Here is a 14,668-nt window from a genome sequence, read left to right as displayed (position 1 = left end):
CCGGTCAGCCGATCACGCCGCGGTCGCGCAGCGCGCCGATCTCGGCGGTCGACAGGCCGAGCTCGCCGGCCAGGATCTCCTCGGTCTCCCGGCCGAGCTCGGGAGCGTCCCCGGCCTCGCCGTGCGCGCCGTCCCAGCGGACGGGGGAGCGGGCGGTGACCGCGGCCGTCCCGCTCGGCAGCACGATGTCGGTGAGCAGCGGATGCGCGCCGGCCCGGTGCTGCTCGACCACCCGGGTCATCCCCTGGTAGCGCCCCCACAGCACGCGGGCCCGGTTCAGCTCGGCCTCGACGGTCGCCGAGTCGCGGGCCCCGAACCACGGCCGGAGCACCGCGGCGATGGTCTCGCGGAGCCGGTAGCGCTCGGTCTCGTCGGTGAGGTCGGCGCCCAGCGCGGTCTCCAGCGCCGCGAACACGGCGCCGGTGCCGGTCACCGTGATCAGCGCGTTCCACTGGCCGGGGGTGAGCGCGACGACCATCACCCGCCGCCCGTCGGAACAGGCGAAGTCGACGCCGAAGCTGCCGAAGACGTGGTTGCCGTGCCGGGGCCGCTCGTGGCCGGTCTCGGCGGCCTCGGACAGCCAGCCGAGGTTCGCGACACCGGCCAGCGCGACGTCGGACAGCGCGATCTCGGAGTAGACGCCGCGCCCGGTGCGGCCGCGCTGGTGCAGCGCGGCGAGCACGGTGGTGGACACCGTCAGCCCGGTGACCAGGTCCCAGGCGGGCAGCACGTGGTTGACCGGCGCGGCGCCCTCCTCGCTGCCGGTGATCTGCGGGATGCCGACCTCGGCGTTGACCGTGTAGTCCACCGCGGGCCGCCCGTCCGGGTAGCCCTGGACGCGCACGTGGATGAGGTCGGGGCGGCGCGCGGTGAGCACCTCGTTGGCCATCCAGCGGCGGCCGACGACGTTGTCGACGAGCACGCCGCGGTCCTCGCCGGCGCCGGTCGCCAGCGCGACGACCAGCTCGCGGCCCTCGTCCGAGCGCAGGTCCACCGCGAACGACCGCTTGCCCTTGTTCAGCGAGGCCCAGTAGTACGAGTCGCCGGTGCCGTGCCCCGCCGCGGGCCAGCGGCCGTGGTCCGGCCCGCCGCCGAGCGGATCGATCCGGATCACCGAGGCGCCGAGCTGGGCGAGGGTCATCCCGCCGGTCGGGCCGGCGACGAAGCTCGCGCACTCCACGATCCGCAGGCCGTCCAGCGGGCGGCCGGTGTGCTGCTGGGAGGTCGTGGTCACGTCCGGCCGGGCCCCTCGGGTCGCTGTGCGTGGATGATCACGGTCCGAGGGTAGCCGGGGGACCGGCCGGACCGTCGTCGCGGAACCGGGCGACGACGAACTCGGCGAACCGGGCCACCACCGGCGGGCGGGGCCGGTCGCGCAGCCAGGCCAGGCCGATCATCCGGTGCGCGGCGCCGTCGGTGAGCCGCAGGTGGCTGACCCCCGGCTCGGCGCGGTGCGGCCGCGGCTCGGGCACGATCGCGACCCCCAGACCGGCCGCGACGAAGCCCTCCAGGGTGCCGATCTCGGTGCCCTCGAACGCGATCCGCGGCGCGAACCCGGCCCGCGCGCACAGCTCGTCGGTGAGCCGGCGGAAACCGATCGGTTCGCGCAGCGTCACGAACGGCTCGTCGCCCGCCTCGCCGAGCGCCACCCGGTCGCGCCCGGCGAGCCGGTGCCCGGCCGGGACGGCCAGGCACAGCCGTTCCCGGTGCAGGTCGGTCCAGGCGATCGCGTCGTCGTCCGGGCGCGGGGCGGTCAGCCCGAGGTCGACCCGCCCGGCGCGCACCTGCTCGACGATCTCGTGCCCGACGGCCTGGGTGAGCTCGAAGGTGACACCGGGGGACTCGGCGCGGTGCGCGCGCAGCACCTCGGGCATCAGCCCGGCGGCGATCGAGTGCAGGAACGCGAGCCGCACCGTGCCGCGGCCCGGATCGCGCAGCGCGGCGATCCGCTCCTCGGCGGCGGCGAGCTCGGCGAGGCCGCGGCGGGCGTGCTCCAGCATGATCTCGCCGTAGGGGTTGAGCCGCAGCCTGCGGTTGACCCGGTCGAACAGCGGCGCGCCGACCCGCCGCTCCAGCCGGCCGAGCGCCCGGGACAGCGTCGGCTGGGCCAGCGAGAGCCGTTGCGCGGCCTGCGTCATGTGCTCGGTCTCGGCGAGCGCCACGAACCACTCCAGCTCGTCCACGGTCGTCACCCGGTTCATCATGTCACCCGCAACGATGTCCCGGGCGCATCACCGCGGGTCAGGGCGCCGCCTGCCGGAGCACCTCCCGGGCGTGCGCCAGCAGCGGCGCGTCGACCATCCGGCCGTCCAGCCGGAACACGCCGCCGGAGTGCGCCTCGGCGGCGGCGAGCATCGCGCGGGCCCGGGCCACCTCGTCGTCGGTGGGCCGGAACGCCTCCCGGACGACGGCGACCTGCGCCGGATGGATGCACGCCTTCGCCGCGAACCCGGCGGCGACGGCGGCCGCCGAGTCCGAGCGCAGCGTCGCCCGGTCGTCGATGTCGACGAGCACGGTGTCGACCGGGGTGACACCGGCGGCGCGGGCGGCGTAGAGGATCCGGGTCCGGGCCTCCTCGACGGCGGGCCGGTACCCGCCGCCGGGCGCCCGGCCGGCCCGGCCGCCGAGATCGGCGACCAGGTCCTCGCTGCCCCACATCAGGCCGGCGCAGCCGGTCGCGGCCGCGATCTCCGGTGCGGCGAGGACGCCGCGGGCGGTCTCGCACAGCGCGACCACCGGGTGCGGGGCCAGCGCCTCGACGTCGGCGGCCCGGGCGGCCATCGGCAGCATCAGCGCGACCTGCGGGTGGCCGGAGAGTGCGCGCACGTCGTCGTCGTACCAGGGGGTGCCGGGCGCGTTGATCCGCACCAGCACCGCGGCCGGGTCCAGGTCGGCGAGTGCGCCGACGACGGCGGTGCGGGCGGCGGCCTTGTCGTCCGGGCCGACGGCGTCCTCCAGGTCCAGGATCACCGTGTCGGCGGCGGCGACCGCCTTCGCGAACCGGTCCGGGCGGTTGCCCGGGCAGAACAGCAGGGCGGGCCCGCGCAGGGCGAACGTGGCCGTCATCCGCGGTCCAGCCCGCCGCGCCTGACCAGCTGGGCGGCGATCACGTTGCGCTGGATCTCGTTGGTGCCCTCACCGACGATCATCAGCGGGGCGTCCCGGAAGTAGCGCTCGACGTCGAACTCGGTGGAGTAGCCGTACCCGCCGTGGATCCGGACGGCCGACAGCGCGACCTCCATCGCGGTCTCGGAGGCGAACAGCTTCGCCATGCCCGCCTCCATGTCGCAGCGCCGGCCGGACTCGTACTCCCGGGCGGCGTGCAGGATCAGCTGCCGGGCGGCGGTGATCGTGGTGGCCATGTCGGCGAGCAGATTGCCGACCGACTGGTGCTGCCAGATCGGCCTGCCGAACGACTCGCGGTCCCGGGCGTAGCGCAGCGAGTCCTCCAGCGCGGCGTCGGCGACGCCGAGCGCGCGGGCGGCGACCTGGATCCGGCCCGTCTCCAGGCCCTTCATCATCTGCGCGAAACCGCGGCCCTCGACGCCGCCGAGCACGGCGTCGGCCGGGACCGCCATGTTCTCGAACACCAGCTCGCAGGTCTCGACGCCCTTGTAGCCGAGCTTCGGCAGGTCCCGGGAGACGGTCAGGCCCGGGCCGTGCTCGACAAGCAGCACCGAGATCCCGCGGTGCGCGGGCTCGGCCGCCGGGTCGGTCTTGCACAGCAGCGCGATGAGCCCGGACCGGCGGGCGTTGGAGATCCAGGTCTTCGATCCGTCGATCACGTACCCGTCGTCGGTGCGCCGCGCCCTGGTCGTCATGTTCTGCAGGTCGGAGCCGCCGCCGGGTTCGGTGAGCGCCATCGTGGCGCGCAGCTCGCCGGTGGCCATCCGGGGCAGGTAGCGGTCCTGCTGCTCGCGGGTGCCGAACGCGACCAGCAGCTTCGCGACGACGGTGTGCCCGCCCATCGCGCCGGCCAGGCTCATCCAGCCGCGGGCCAGCTCGGCGGTGACGAGTGCGTAGCACGGCATCGAGACCGGGGCCTCGCCCCACGGCTCGGGGACCGCCAGCCCGTAGATCCCGAGCTGCTTCATCTGCTCGATCCACTTCTCGGGATAGACGTCCGCGTGTTCCAGCTCGTTGACGTGCGGTTTCACCTCGCGGTCGATGAAGTCGCGGACCGTGTCGACGACGGCCTGTTCCTCGGTGTCCAGCGCACCCATGGCGCGGACCTCCTGATCTGGTCGGCGGTGGTCTGTGCTCGTGGTCGTCGGGGCTCGTCTGCGGGTGCCGGCGGTCGTCAGCGGAACCGGACGGTCGCGACCAGCGACGGGGCGACCCCCTCGGCCGCGACCGCGACCGTGGCGGCACCCGGGTCGTCGCCGTCCCGGTCACCGGCGGCGACCAGCGTCGAGGGCAGGAAGGCGGGCCGGGTGAGCCGGTAGCCGAACTCGGCGACGGTGTCCGCGGGTGCGTGCACCCGGGGCAGCTCCAGCGCGAGCAGGGCCATCAGCGGCCCGTGCACGACGAGATCCGGGTAGCCCTCGACGGTCGTCGTGTACGGGTGGTCGTGGTGGATGCGGTGGCCGTTGTAGGTCAGCGCGCTGAACCGCGACAGCAGCACGCTGCCGGTGCCCAGCCGCCGCCGCCACGCCCCGGCCGGCTCCGGCTCGCCGCCCGCCGGACGCGGGACCACCCGTCGCTGCGCGCCGTCGGGCTCCGAGCGGTAGACGATGTCCTGCTCCTCGACCGCGACGACGGCCGGATCGTCGCCGACCCGCAGCTCCTGGCGGACGGACACGAACAGCATCTCGCCGCTGCGCCCGGACTTCGGGGTCACCGAGGTGACGGCCGAGCTGCCGTGCAGCACCGCGCCGAACGGGATCGGGGCGTGCTGGGTGAACCGGCCCCCGGCGAACATCCGGCGCCGGCCCGGGACCGGCGGCAGCAGCGGGCCGTCGGCGGGATGCCCGTCCTCGCCGAGATCGGCGGTCCGCGGGTGCTCCAGCAGCACGAACCAGTGCCACAGCGGGGGGAGCGGCGCGCCGTCGCCGAGCTCCGGGGGAGCGGCGTCGACCAGGTCGGCGAAGGCGGCGGCCGGCCACGGATCGACCCGCCGGCTGGTCCGGACGGTCGGCGGATCCCAGTCCCGCACCAGATCGGCCAGGTTCGCGGTCTCGGACACGGCACTCCCTCGTACGGTTCGGTCGCCGGATCCCACTCTGGACGCTCCGGCTCGATGTGTGAAATGCAGATCCGGACCCTGCCCGATGCGCGGCGTGCATCACCGGGCGCGGGGATGCGCGCTGCCGGGATCCGGCCCGCCCGCCTCGCGGTCGCCCCCGCGCGCCCGGCTCAGGGCCCGTCGAGCCAGGCCCGCACGTCGGCCGAGTCCGCACCGATCGGCGGCGGCGAGCGCCGGTAGGACGGCGGCGTCCGCGAGTACGTCACCGGGTTCCGGACGGTCGGGACCGCGGCCGCGTCCGGCGCCCGGACGACCGGCTCCAGGCCGAGCCGCTCGGCCAGCGCCACCCCGCCGTCGACCGAGTTGATCGGTCCGCAGGGCACGCCCACCTCGGTGATCGCGGTGTACCACTCCTGCGCGGTGCGGGTGGCCAGCCGGGCGCGCAGCCGCTGCTCGATCTCGGCGCGATGCCCGATCCGGTCCGACATCGTGGCGAAGCGCGGGTCCTGCGCCATCGCCGGATCGCCGAGCACGGTGGCGAGCCTGCGGAACTGGCCGTCGTTCCCGGCGATCACGATGAGCTCGCCGTCCTTGCAGGGCATCGGCTGGTAGGGGAAGACGCTCGGGTGCTCGTTGCCCATCCGCTGCGGCACCGCGCCCGCGGCGACGTAGGCCTCGGTCTGGTTGACCAGCGTCGACAGCGCGACCGAGAGCAGGTTCGTCTCCAGCAGCTGACCCTCGCCGGTGTGCTCCCGGTGCCGCAGCGCCGCCGCGACGGCCAGCGCGGCGTGCAGCCCGGTGAGCACGTCGAACACCGCGACCCCGGCCCGGTAGGGCGGCCCGTCGGCCGGGCCGGTGATGCTCATCAGGCCGGACACCGCCTGCACCAGCAGGTCGTAGCCGGGCAGGTGGGCGCCGCCGAGCGGGCCGAACCCGGAGATCGAGCAGTAGACGACCGACGGGTTGTCCGCCGCGACCGCGGCGTGGTCGAGGCCGAAGCGGGCCATCCCGCCCGGCTTCATGTTCTCCACCAGCACGTCGGCCCGCTGCGCCAGCCGCCGCGCCACCGCCAGGTCGGCGGGGTCCTTGAGGTCGAGCACGATCGACCGCTTGTTCCGGTTGATCGACAGGTAGTAGGTGGACGTCCCGTCGAGCACCGGGGGCTTCCAGGTGCGGGTGTCGTCGCCGCCGGGGCCCTCGACCTTGATCACGGTCGCGCCGAGATCGGCCAGCATCATGGTGGCGTACGGACCGGCCAGCACCCGGGAGAAGTCGGCGACCAGAATGCCGTCCAGCGGGCCGCCGGCCGGTGCGTCGCCGAGTCCGGGGCCGTCCTGCGTCGGGGAGTGATCCACGTACCGGGACGTTATCCCGGGCCGGACGGCGTGTCAGGGACCGGCAGGATATTGCCGCCGATCGGCATTCCTGCCGATTCCGGGCCCGGGGGATGGCGGCTGCAGGGCTGCTACCTGCCGGTGCCCGGTGTGCCGGACCCGGGATCGAGCTCCCCGTCCACGTAGAACCACCGGCCGTCCTCCCGGACGAACCGGCTCCGCTCGTGCAGCACGCCGTCCCGGCGGTGCGCCCGGAACTCGACGACGCCCTCGGCGTCGAACATCGCCCCGCCGGAGCGGTCCAGGATCTCCAGCCCGGTCCACACCGAGCCGGGCTCCAGGCGCAGCGCCCGCGGCCGGGTCGAGGGATGCCAGGAGGCGGTCAGGTGCGCGGTGTCGCCCCGGACGAACGCGGTGTAGCGGCTGCGCATCAGGTCCTCGGCGGTCGCCGCGGGGCGGCCGTCGAGCACCGGGCCGCAGCAGGCCCGCTCCGGGCGGGCCCGGCCGCAGGGACAGTTCACGGGCATCCGTCCAGTATCGGGCCGGCTCAGCTCCCGGCTCGCACCGCCCGCGGGCTGGCGCCGAACCGCTGCCGGAACGCCGTGCTGAACGTGCTCACCGACCGGAACCCGGACAGGTGCGCGATCTCGGTGACCGACATCCCGCGGTGCGCCCCGCAGGTGAGCCGGGCTCGTGCGCGGGTGAGCCGCTCCTCGCGGATCAGCTCCCGTGCGGTGGTGCCGGCCCGCTGCAGGGCGAGCTGGACCTGCCGGGTCGACCAGCCCAGTGCCGCGGCGACCGACGACGCGTTGAGGTCCGGATCGTCGACGTGTTCGCGGACGTGCCTGCGGACCGCGATCTCGATCTCCCCGAGGGTGCCGGTGCCCGCCGTGCCCTGACCGGCGACGAGGATGCCGGTCAGCTCCCCGAGCCGTTCCACGACCGCGTCGAAGTGGTCGGCCGGGAGCCGCTCCTGCGCCAGCGTCGCCTGCAGCACGGCCCGCAGGATCGTGCCCAGCCCGGTCCTGAGATCGATCGGCGAGGTGCCGCCCGGCAGCCGGCCGGCATGCCGGGTGATCTCGCGGCCGGTCATCGTCACCACGACCAGCTGGGCTCCCCGGCCGTGGGTCACCTCGAACGGCCGGTCCATCCGGATCAGGGCGGCGGTTCCGTCGTCGAGCACCGCCGGACCGTGCCCCCCGCCGAGCACGACCCGTCCGCGGGCCGGCGCGACCAGCAGGCAGCTGTCGATCCCGTCCGCTCGGATGTGCCGGTCGGTCCGCTCGTACCGGATCGGCGTGGAGTTCCAGCTGAGCACCTGGTACCGGTCGGTCCGGGTGCGGGTGAGGGTCCCGCCGAACTCGGCGCGGTCCCCGAAGTGACACGTCATGGCGCCCTGCAGGGCGGTCGTCAACGTGCGCCAGGTGTCCCGCGCCCGGGTCACGGGCAGGCCGCGGACGGCCGTGCGCTCGCTGCGGACCGCATCGTCCGGCATCTCGTCCACCTCCGGTCGTGACCGGCGTCCGGGGCAGCGTAGCGGTCCGGGCGGCGGCGTCCGAGCCCGACGAGGCCCTGTGCCCGCCCACCACCGCACGGTGGCGGCTCGCTCCATTGGAGCGTCCCCGGACCGTTCCTAGCGTGGGACGCACGCCCGGCGCAGCCCGCCGGAGTCCGGGCGGCCCACGACCGGCGGGAGCCCGGAGGACGACGGATGGATCTCGCGACCCTGATCCGGACCGGCGCACGCGACCACCCCGACCGCCCCGCCGTGATCTGCGACGACATGACGCTCGACTACACGGGCCTGTACGAGCGGAGCTGCCGCCTCGGCAACGCGCTGGCGGGTCTGGGCGTGCGACCGGGGGAGCGGGTCGCCACCCTGACGGACAACAGCCCGGAGTCGCTGGAGCTGATCCTGGGTGTCGCCCTCGGCGGGTACGTCCGTGCGTCGCTCTACACGCACAACACTCCCGCGACGAACGTCGCACTGCTCGACACGATCGGCGCCACGGTGCTGATCGCGCAGCGCACCCATCACGACCTGATCGCTCCGCATCTGGCCGGCGCCGGTGCACTGCGCCACGTGATCGTGCTCGACGGCCCGGCCCCGGCCGGGGCACACGGCTACGACGACCTGCTCGCCGCGGCGTCCCCGGTCGACCGTGGGGTCGCACCGGACCCCGATGCGCCGCAGACGATCCGGTTCTCGGCAGGGACCACCGGCACACCCAAGGGCATCGTGCACTCCTGCCGGGCCTGGACCGGTGTCGGCACCGAGACCACCGCCGCGCTGATCCCGCTCCGCAACGACGACATCTACCTCGCGGCGGGGCCGCTGGCCCACGCAACGATCATGCCGGTGTTCGGTGTGCTGGCCGCCGGGGGTGCGGTGGCGGTGCTCCGCGCGTTCGAACCCGGTGCCTTCCTCGCCGCGATCGAGCGGCACCGCTGCACCCTCACCTTCGGCGTGCCCACGATGGTCCAGCTCGCGGCCGGGCACCCGGCGGCCGGCCGGACCGACCTGCGCAGCCTGCGGCAGTTCGTCTACGGGGGTTCCCCGATGACCGCCACCGCCCTCGACCGGGCCCGCGAGGTCTTCGGCGACATCCTGCTCCAGCTCTACGGCCAGAGCGAGGTCGCGCCGGTGTCGGTGCTGTCGCCGGCCGACCACCTGGCCGAGGGCGGCCGCTGGCTGCGGTCGGCCGGGCGGGCGACGCCGAACACCCGGATCACGATCGTCGACGAGGGTGGGCGGTCCGTCCCGGCCGGGACCGTCGGCGAGGTCGCGGCGCACAACCCGTCGGTGTTCGACGGCATCTGGGACGACCCCGAGGCCACCCGTGCCCGGATGCTGCCCGACGGGTCCGTGCTCACCCGGGACATGGGCTACCTGGACGAGCACGGCTTCCTCTTCCTGACCGACCGCAAGGAGGACATGATCATCTCGGGTGGGTTCAACGTGTGGCCGACCGAGATCGAGAACGCGCTGGCGGAGCACCCCGCGGTCCGTGACGCCTCGGTCGTCGGTGTACCGCACGACAAGTGGGGTGAGACGCCGCTGGCGCTGGTCGTTCCCGAACCGGGTGCCGAGGTCACCGAGGACGAGCTGATCGCCTGGACCCGCGAGCGCCTCGGGCCGGTGAAGCGCGTGACCAGCGTCCGGTTCGACACCGAGCTGCCCAAGTCCGCCGTCGGGAAGGTGCTACGGCGCGAGGTCCGCGCCCGGTACGCCCCGCAATCCGCACAGCCGAGCCGAGGAGCAGTACACCCGCGATGAGAACCGCCTACGTGCTCGGTGTCGGAATGACCGAGTTCAGCAAGCCCGGCCGTCCCGACCCGAACTACCCCGAACTCGCCCACCGCGCCGCCGACGCCGCCCTGCGCGACGCGGGCATCGGGTACCGCGACGTCGAACAGGTCTGCGCCGGGTTCGTGCACGCAGACTCGACCGCGGGTCAGCGCGCGGTCTACGAGCTGGGCATGACCGGCATCCCGGTCGTGAACGTCAACAACAACTGTGCCTCCGGCTCGTCCGCCCTGCTCTACGCCCGACAGCTGGTGCAGGGCGGGCTGGCCGACTGCGTGCTGGCGCTGGGCTTCGAGAAGATGCAGCGCGGCTCGCTCGGCACCCCCACCCACCCGCAGTCGGCGAATCCGGTCGGCAAGTTCGTCGAGGCGCTCGCCGGGTTGCACGAGCCGACGGGCGCACCGGTCGTGCTGGAGATGTTCCGGGCGGCCGGCAACGAACACTCGGCCCGGTTCGGCACCACGCCCGAGCAGTTCGCCAAGGTCGCCGAGAAGAACCACCGGCACTCCGCGGACAACCCGTACGCACAGTTCCGGGACGTCCACACCCTGCAGGAGATCCTGGACTCCACCGCGGTCTGCCCGCCGCTGACCAAGCTGCAGTGCTCGCCCACCTCGGACGGGGCGGCCGCCGCCGTCGTCGTCTCCGAGGAGGTGGTCGACCGGCTGGGCGCCGCCGGGCGGGCGGTCGAGATCGTCGCCCAGGCGCTGGCCACCGACACCACCGACGCCTACGACAGTGCGGTCAACATCGTCGGGACACCGGTCTCCCGGCGGGCCGCCCGCCAGGTCTACGAACAGGCCGGGATCGGGCCCGACGAGATCGACGTGATCGAGCTGCACGACTGCTTCTCGGTCAACGAGATCCTCACCTACGAGGCGCTCGGGTTGTGCGCAGAGGGAGAGGGCGGCGCTCTCGTCGACGCCGGCGCCACCACCTACGGCGGACGCTGGGTGGTCAACCCGTCCGGCGGGCTGATCTCGAAGGGCCATCCGCTCGGCGCCACCGGGCTCGCCCAGTGCGCCGAGCTCAGCTGGCAGCTGCGCGGCGAGGCGGGGCCCCGCCAGGTCGACGGCGCGCGGCTCGCCCTTGCGCACAACGTCGGCCTCGGCAGCGCCGGCGTCGTCACCCTCTACCGGATGGCGCAGTCGTGAGCGGCCCGTTGCTGGTGGAACGCCGGGACGCGGTCGTCGTCCTCACGATCGACCGGCCGGAGCGCCGCAACGCCTTCGACCGTGCCACGGCCGAGGCGATGGAGGCCGCGATCGACGCCTTCGACGCCGACGACGGACTGCGGGTCGCAGTGCTCACCGGGGCCGGCGGGACGTTCTGCGCCGGCCAGGACCTGAAGGCCGCGGCCCGGGGCGAGCTAGGCCGTACCGAGCGGCGCGGCGGCGGCGGGCTGATGGCCCGCCCGCCGGAGAAGCCGATCATCGCGGCGGTGGAGGGCCACGCACTCGGTGGCGGCCTGGAGCTGGCGCTCGCCTGTGACCTGGTCGTCGCTGCCCGCGGTGCCCGGATCGGCCTTCCCGAGGCCCGGCGCGGATTCCCGGCGATGGGCGGCGGGCTGTTCCGGCTGCCCCGGCGGATCCCGTACGCGCTGGCGATGGAGGCCGCACTGACCGGCGCGGCCTGGGACGCCGAGCGGTACCACGAGCTCGGGCTGGTCAACCGGTTGGCTGAGCCCGGTCAGGCGCTGGAGGTCGCCCTCCGGCTCGCCGCCGAGATCGCCGCCGGGGGGCCGGTCGCGGTCCGGGCCAGCAAGGCGATCGTCCGGCACGGTCCGGAGTGGACGGACGAGGAGAGCTGGACGGCCCAGCAGCGGTACGTGGACACCGTGCTGGCGTCCGAGGACTACCGCGAGGGCCTGGCGGCCTTCGCCGAGAAGCGGGAGCCGGTGTGGAAGGGACGATGAAGACGACGGGCACGAACGCGACGGGCACGGACACGCTGGGCACGGACACGCTGGGCACGGACACGCTGGGCACGGACACGCTGGGCACGAACGCGACAGATGCAGCCGGGACCGACATCGAGGGCCGGGTGGCCCTGGTCACCGGTGCCGGGCAGGGGGTCGGCCGGCAGGTCGCCCTCGACCTCGCCGCCCGCGGCGCGGGTGCGGTGCTGGTCAACGACGTGGACGCCGCACGGGCCGATGCGGTAGCCGCCGAGATCCGCGGCCTGGGTGGCACGGCGACCGGGGTGGCGTGCGACGTCACCGACTACGACGCGGTCGGCGCGATGTTCGCCCGGGCCCGCGACGCACACGGACCGGTCGGGGTGCTGGTCAACAACGCGGGGAACCAGGGCGGCGGGGGCGCTGCGCCGCCGGCGCTGCCGTTCTGGGAGCAGGGCCCGGAGCACTGGTCACCGTCGCTGGGGGTGAACCTGCACGGCGTCCTGAACTGCGCCCGGCACGCGCTGGCGCAGATGGTCGAGGCCGGCGCCGGCGGCCGGATCGTCACCGTGATCTCGGATGCCGGACGGGTCGGCGAGACCGGCGGCCTGGAGGCCTACTCGGCCGCCAAGGCCGGCGCGGCCGGCCTGACCCGGGCGCTGGCCCGGGCGGGCGGCCGGTACGCGGTCACCGCCAACAGCGTCGCGCTCGGCGCCACCCGGACCCCGGCGACGGACGCGTACCTGGCCGATCCGGCGCTGCGCAAGCAGCTGCTGAGCCGCTACCTGGTGCGCCGGATCGGTGAACCGTCGGACGCCTCGGCGATGATCGTGTTCCTGGCCTCGCGCGGCGCGTCGTGGATCACCGGCCAGACGATGCCGGTCAACGGCGGCTACTCGGTGGCGCTGTGACCGATGTGCCTCCGGCCGGCCTGTTCGACGTGACCGGCCGCACCGCGCTGGTGACCGGCGGGACCAGCGGGATCGGGCTGATGATCGCCGAGGGGCTCCTCGCGGCGGGTGCCCGGGTGCTGGTGTCCTCGCGCAAGCCGGCGGCCTGTGCGGCGGTCGCCGACCGGCTCGGAGCGCGCTGCACCGGCGTCCCGGCCGACGTCGGTACACCGGACGGCGCGCGAGCCCTCGTCGCGGCCGTCGACGGGCGACTCGGCGGGCGGCTGGACATCCTCGTCAACAACGCGGGCGCCACCTGGGGTGCGCCGATCGACGACTTCCCGGACGACGCCTGGGACAAGCTCGTCGGGGTCAACCTCACCGGCGTCTTCCGGCTCACCAGCTCGCTGCTGCCCGCACTGCGCGCCGCGGCGACCGACGACCATCCGGCGCGCGTGATCAACATCGGGTCGCTGGCCGGGCTGCGGGTGACCGAGCTGGAGAACTACCCCTACAGCGCCACCAAGGCAGCTGTGCACATGCTGACCCGGCACCTCGCCCGCCGTCTGGCGGCCGAGCACGTCACCGTCAACGCGATCGCGCCCGGCTACTTCCCCAGCCGGATGAGCGCCTTCGTGGCCGACGACCCGGACGCCCACGACGCGGTCCGGGCCGGGATCCCGCGCGGCCGCTGGGGCCGCCCGGACGACGTCGTCGGGGCGACCGTCTTCCTGTCCTCGCGGGCCGGCTCCTACCTGACCGGCGTCGTGCTGCCGGTCGACGGCGGGGTCTCCGGCTGCACCTGACCGGCCTGGTCCGGCCGGGCGACCATCGTGGACAGCTCGGTGGCGGTGCGCAGCGCCAGATCGGCCGGGTCCACCGGACGCCCCAGCAGTGACTCGATCCGTTCCATCCGCTTGACCACGGTGTTCGGATGCACGTGCAGCCGGCGGGCGGTGCGGGTCGGGCTGCCCAGTTCGGCCAGGTGCACCCGCAGGGTCCGCAGCAGCCGGTCGGCCTCGTCGCCGCCGGCCGCCAGCCTGCCGAGCGTCCTCGCCACGAACGCGGTCGCTGCGGAATCGTCCCGGGTGGCCAGCGCGAGTACCGCGACGTCGTCGAACAGCACGGTGCCCGCCGAGCCGAGTGCGTCGGCGACCCGGCGGGCCTCCTGTGCCTCGGCGTGGGTGGTGCGGAATCCATCGTACCCGGAGGCCGGGCCACCCCAGGCGATGTGCACGCCCGGCGGGAGGCTGCGCCGCGCCGCCAGCTCGCGCCACCCCTCCCCGTGACAGACCAGCCAGCCGTGGACGGACCGGCCGTCGCCGGGGACCCGGAGCCGGCGCTGCGGTCGCAGCGCCTCCACCACGGTCCGGACGGCGCCGTCGAGCCGGTCCGGCCCGGATCCGCGGTCGGTCCAGGCGACGAACCCGACGTGCCGGGCACCCAGGTCGTAGCCCAGCTCGCGCTGTGCCGCCGCCGGATCCACCGTCCCGCCGAGCAGCCCCGTCACCAGGTCGGTCCGGCGGGACGTCGCCCGGCGCTCGAGCAACGCCAGTTCGGTCCCGTACAGCGAGGCGGTCCGCTCGCTCGCGGTCCGGAAGTAGGCGAACAGCCGGGCCGCCGCCCACTCCATGACGGCTGCCCGCTCGACCGCGGACGGCCGCGGGTCCGCGGTGTGCAGCGCTGTGACCAGGTGTTGCCACAGCGCGGCGTGCAGCGTCTCGAACGACCGCAACAGCACCGGCAGGGCCACCGCGTCGTGTCGGGCAAGCGCCCGTGTGTAGCGGGCGACCAGCGACGGCATCGCGATCTCGGAATCCGGTTCCTCGGGTGTGAAGCAGCGGGTCAGCGTCGTGAGGTGCATGCGCACCGCGTCCCGCACGTGCCGGTCCGGGGCGTCGGCGGCGACCAGGATCTCCGGCACCGCCGTCGTGAGCGCCGACACCAGCGGGTCCAGCAGGGACTCGATGTCGCGGCGCAGCCATCCGGCCAGCCAGGCCTGCGGGGTGGACCCACCCGCGCGGCCGATCGTCGTCGATCGGGTCATGCCCGGAC

At 74.6% G+C, this 14,668-nt stretch carries 14 protein-coding genes; 5 read left to right on the top strand and 9 right to left on the bottom strand.

Features of this window, described 5'->3' with window-relative positions:
• Positions 1–4: 4 nt before the first annotated feature.
• From ABD160_RS02285 to ABD160_RS02250, 8 genes are all read right to left on the bottom strand, one after another.
• Positions 5–1,234, bottom strand: coding sequence for a CoA transferase (locus tag ABD160_RS02285; protein WP_344017880.1), 1,230 nt, complete (start codon positions 1,232–1,234; stop codon positions 5–7).
• Between the two features lie 37 nt (positions 1,235–1,271).
• On the bottom strand, positions 1,272–2,192 hold the full coding sequence (locus ABD160_RS02280; protein ID WP_344017878.1) for a LysR family transcriptional regulator: 921 nt from the start codon (positions 2,190–2,192) through the stop codon (positions 1,272–1,274).
• 49 nt (positions 2,193–2,241) lie between these two features.
• A complete protein-coding gene (locus ABD160_RS02275; protein WP_344017877.1) occupies positions 2,242–3,066 on the bottom strand; it encodes an HpcH/HpaI aldolase/citrate lyase family protein in 825 nt (274 codons plus the stop codon).
• Positions 3,063–4,223, bottom strand: coding sequence for an acyl-CoA dehydrogenase family protein (locus ABD160_RS02270; RefSeq protein WP_344017876.1), 1,161 nt, complete (start codon positions 4,221–4,223; stop codon positions 3,063–3,065). The genes ABD160_RS02275 and ABD160_RS02270 overlap by 4 nt, the downstream gene beginning before the upstream one ends.
• A gap of 77 nt (positions 4,224–4,300) precedes the next feature.
• Entirely contained in the window at positions 4,301–5,185 is an 885-nt protein-coding gene (locus ABD160_RS02265; protein WP_344017875.1) for an HTD2 family dehydratase, read from the bottom strand.
• A gap of 170 nt (positions 5,186–5,355) precedes the next feature.
• Positions 5,356–6,540, bottom strand: coding sequence for a CaiB/BaiF CoA transferase family protein (locus ABD160_RS02260; RefSeq protein ID WP_344017874.1), 1,185 nt, complete (start codon positions 6,538–6,540; stop codon positions 5,356–5,358).
• A 110-nt stretch (positions 6,541–6,650) separates the two neighbouring features.
• Positions 6,651–7,046: a YchJ family protein gene (locus ABD160_RS02255; RefSeq protein ID WP_344017872.1), complete on the bottom strand. Its 396-nt coding sequence runs from the start codon at positions 7,044–7,046 to the stop codon at positions 6,651–6,653.
• A 20-nt stretch (positions 7,047–7,066) separates the two neighbouring features.
• Positions 7,067–8,014, bottom strand: coding sequence for a helix-turn-helix transcriptional regulator (locus ABD160_RS02250; protein WP_344017871.1), 948 nt, complete (start codon positions 8,012–8,014; stop codon positions 7,067–7,069).
• A gap of 216 nt (positions 8,015–8,230) precedes the next feature.
• Between ABD160_RS02250 and ABD160_RS02245 the strand changes: the two genes are divergently transcribed.
• The 5 genes from ABD160_RS02245 to ABD160_RS02225 are packed head-to-tail and all read left to right on the top strand — an operon-like array spanning position 8,231 to position 13,419.
• Positions 8,231–9,796, top strand: a complete 1,566-nt coding sequence (locus ABD160_RS02245; protein WP_344017870.1) for a class I adenylate-forming enzyme family protein — start codon at positions 8,231–8,233, stop codon at positions 9,794–9,796.
• Positions 9,793–10,980, top strand: a complete 1,188-nt coding sequence (locus ABD160_RS02240; protein WP_344017869.1) for a thiolase C-terminal domain-containing protein — start codon at positions 9,793–9,795, stop codon at positions 10,978–10,980. Before ABD160_RS02245 ends, ABD160_RS02240 begins: the two co-directional genes overlap by 4 nt.
• Entirely contained in the window at positions 10,977–11,741 is a 765-nt protein-coding gene (locus ABD160_RS02235; RefSeq protein WP_344017868.1) for a crotonase/enoyl-CoA hydratase family protein, read from the top strand. The genes ABD160_RS02240 and ABD160_RS02235 overlap by 4 nt, the downstream gene beginning before the upstream one ends.
• Positions 11,738–12,634 (top strand): SDR family NAD(P)-dependent oxidoreductase, encoded by an 897-nt coding sequence (locus tag ABD160_RS02230; RefSeq protein ID WP_344017866.1) that lies wholly within the window; start codon positions 11,738–11,740, stop codon positions 12,632–12,634. The genes ABD160_RS02235 and ABD160_RS02230 overlap by 4 nt, the downstream gene beginning before the upstream one ends.
• Positions 12,631–13,419, top strand: a complete 789-nt coding sequence (locus tag ABD160_RS02225) for an SDR family oxidoreductase (RefSeq protein ID WP_344017864.1) — start codon at positions 12,631–12,633, stop codon at positions 13,417–13,419. Before ABD160_RS02230 ends, ABD160_RS02225 begins: the two co-directional genes overlap by 4 nt.
• On the opposite strand, the gene ABD160_RS02220 is transcribed toward ABD160_RS02225, so the two are convergent.
• Positions 13,365–14,660 carry a PucR family transcriptional regulator gene (locus tag ABD160_RS02220; RefSeq protein ID WP_344017863.1) on the bottom strand — a complete coding sequence of 432 codons (1,296 nt, stop codon included), beginning with the start codon at positions 14,658–14,660 and terminating at the stop codon, positions 13,365–13,367. The two genes, ABD160_RS02225 and ABD160_RS02220, sit on opposite strands and share 55 nt — an antisense overlap.
• Between the last annotated feature and the right edge of the window lie 8 nt (positions 14,661–14,668).

This window comes from Pseudonocardia kongjuensis, assembly GCF_039526905.1.
GTDB lineage: Bacteria > Actinomycetota > Actinomycetes > Mycobacteriales > Pseudonocardiaceae > Pseudonocardia > Pseudonocardia kongjuensis.
The sequence above is the reverse complement of the archived record's forward strand: the minus strand, read 5'-3'. Positions and strand labels throughout refer to the sequence as shown.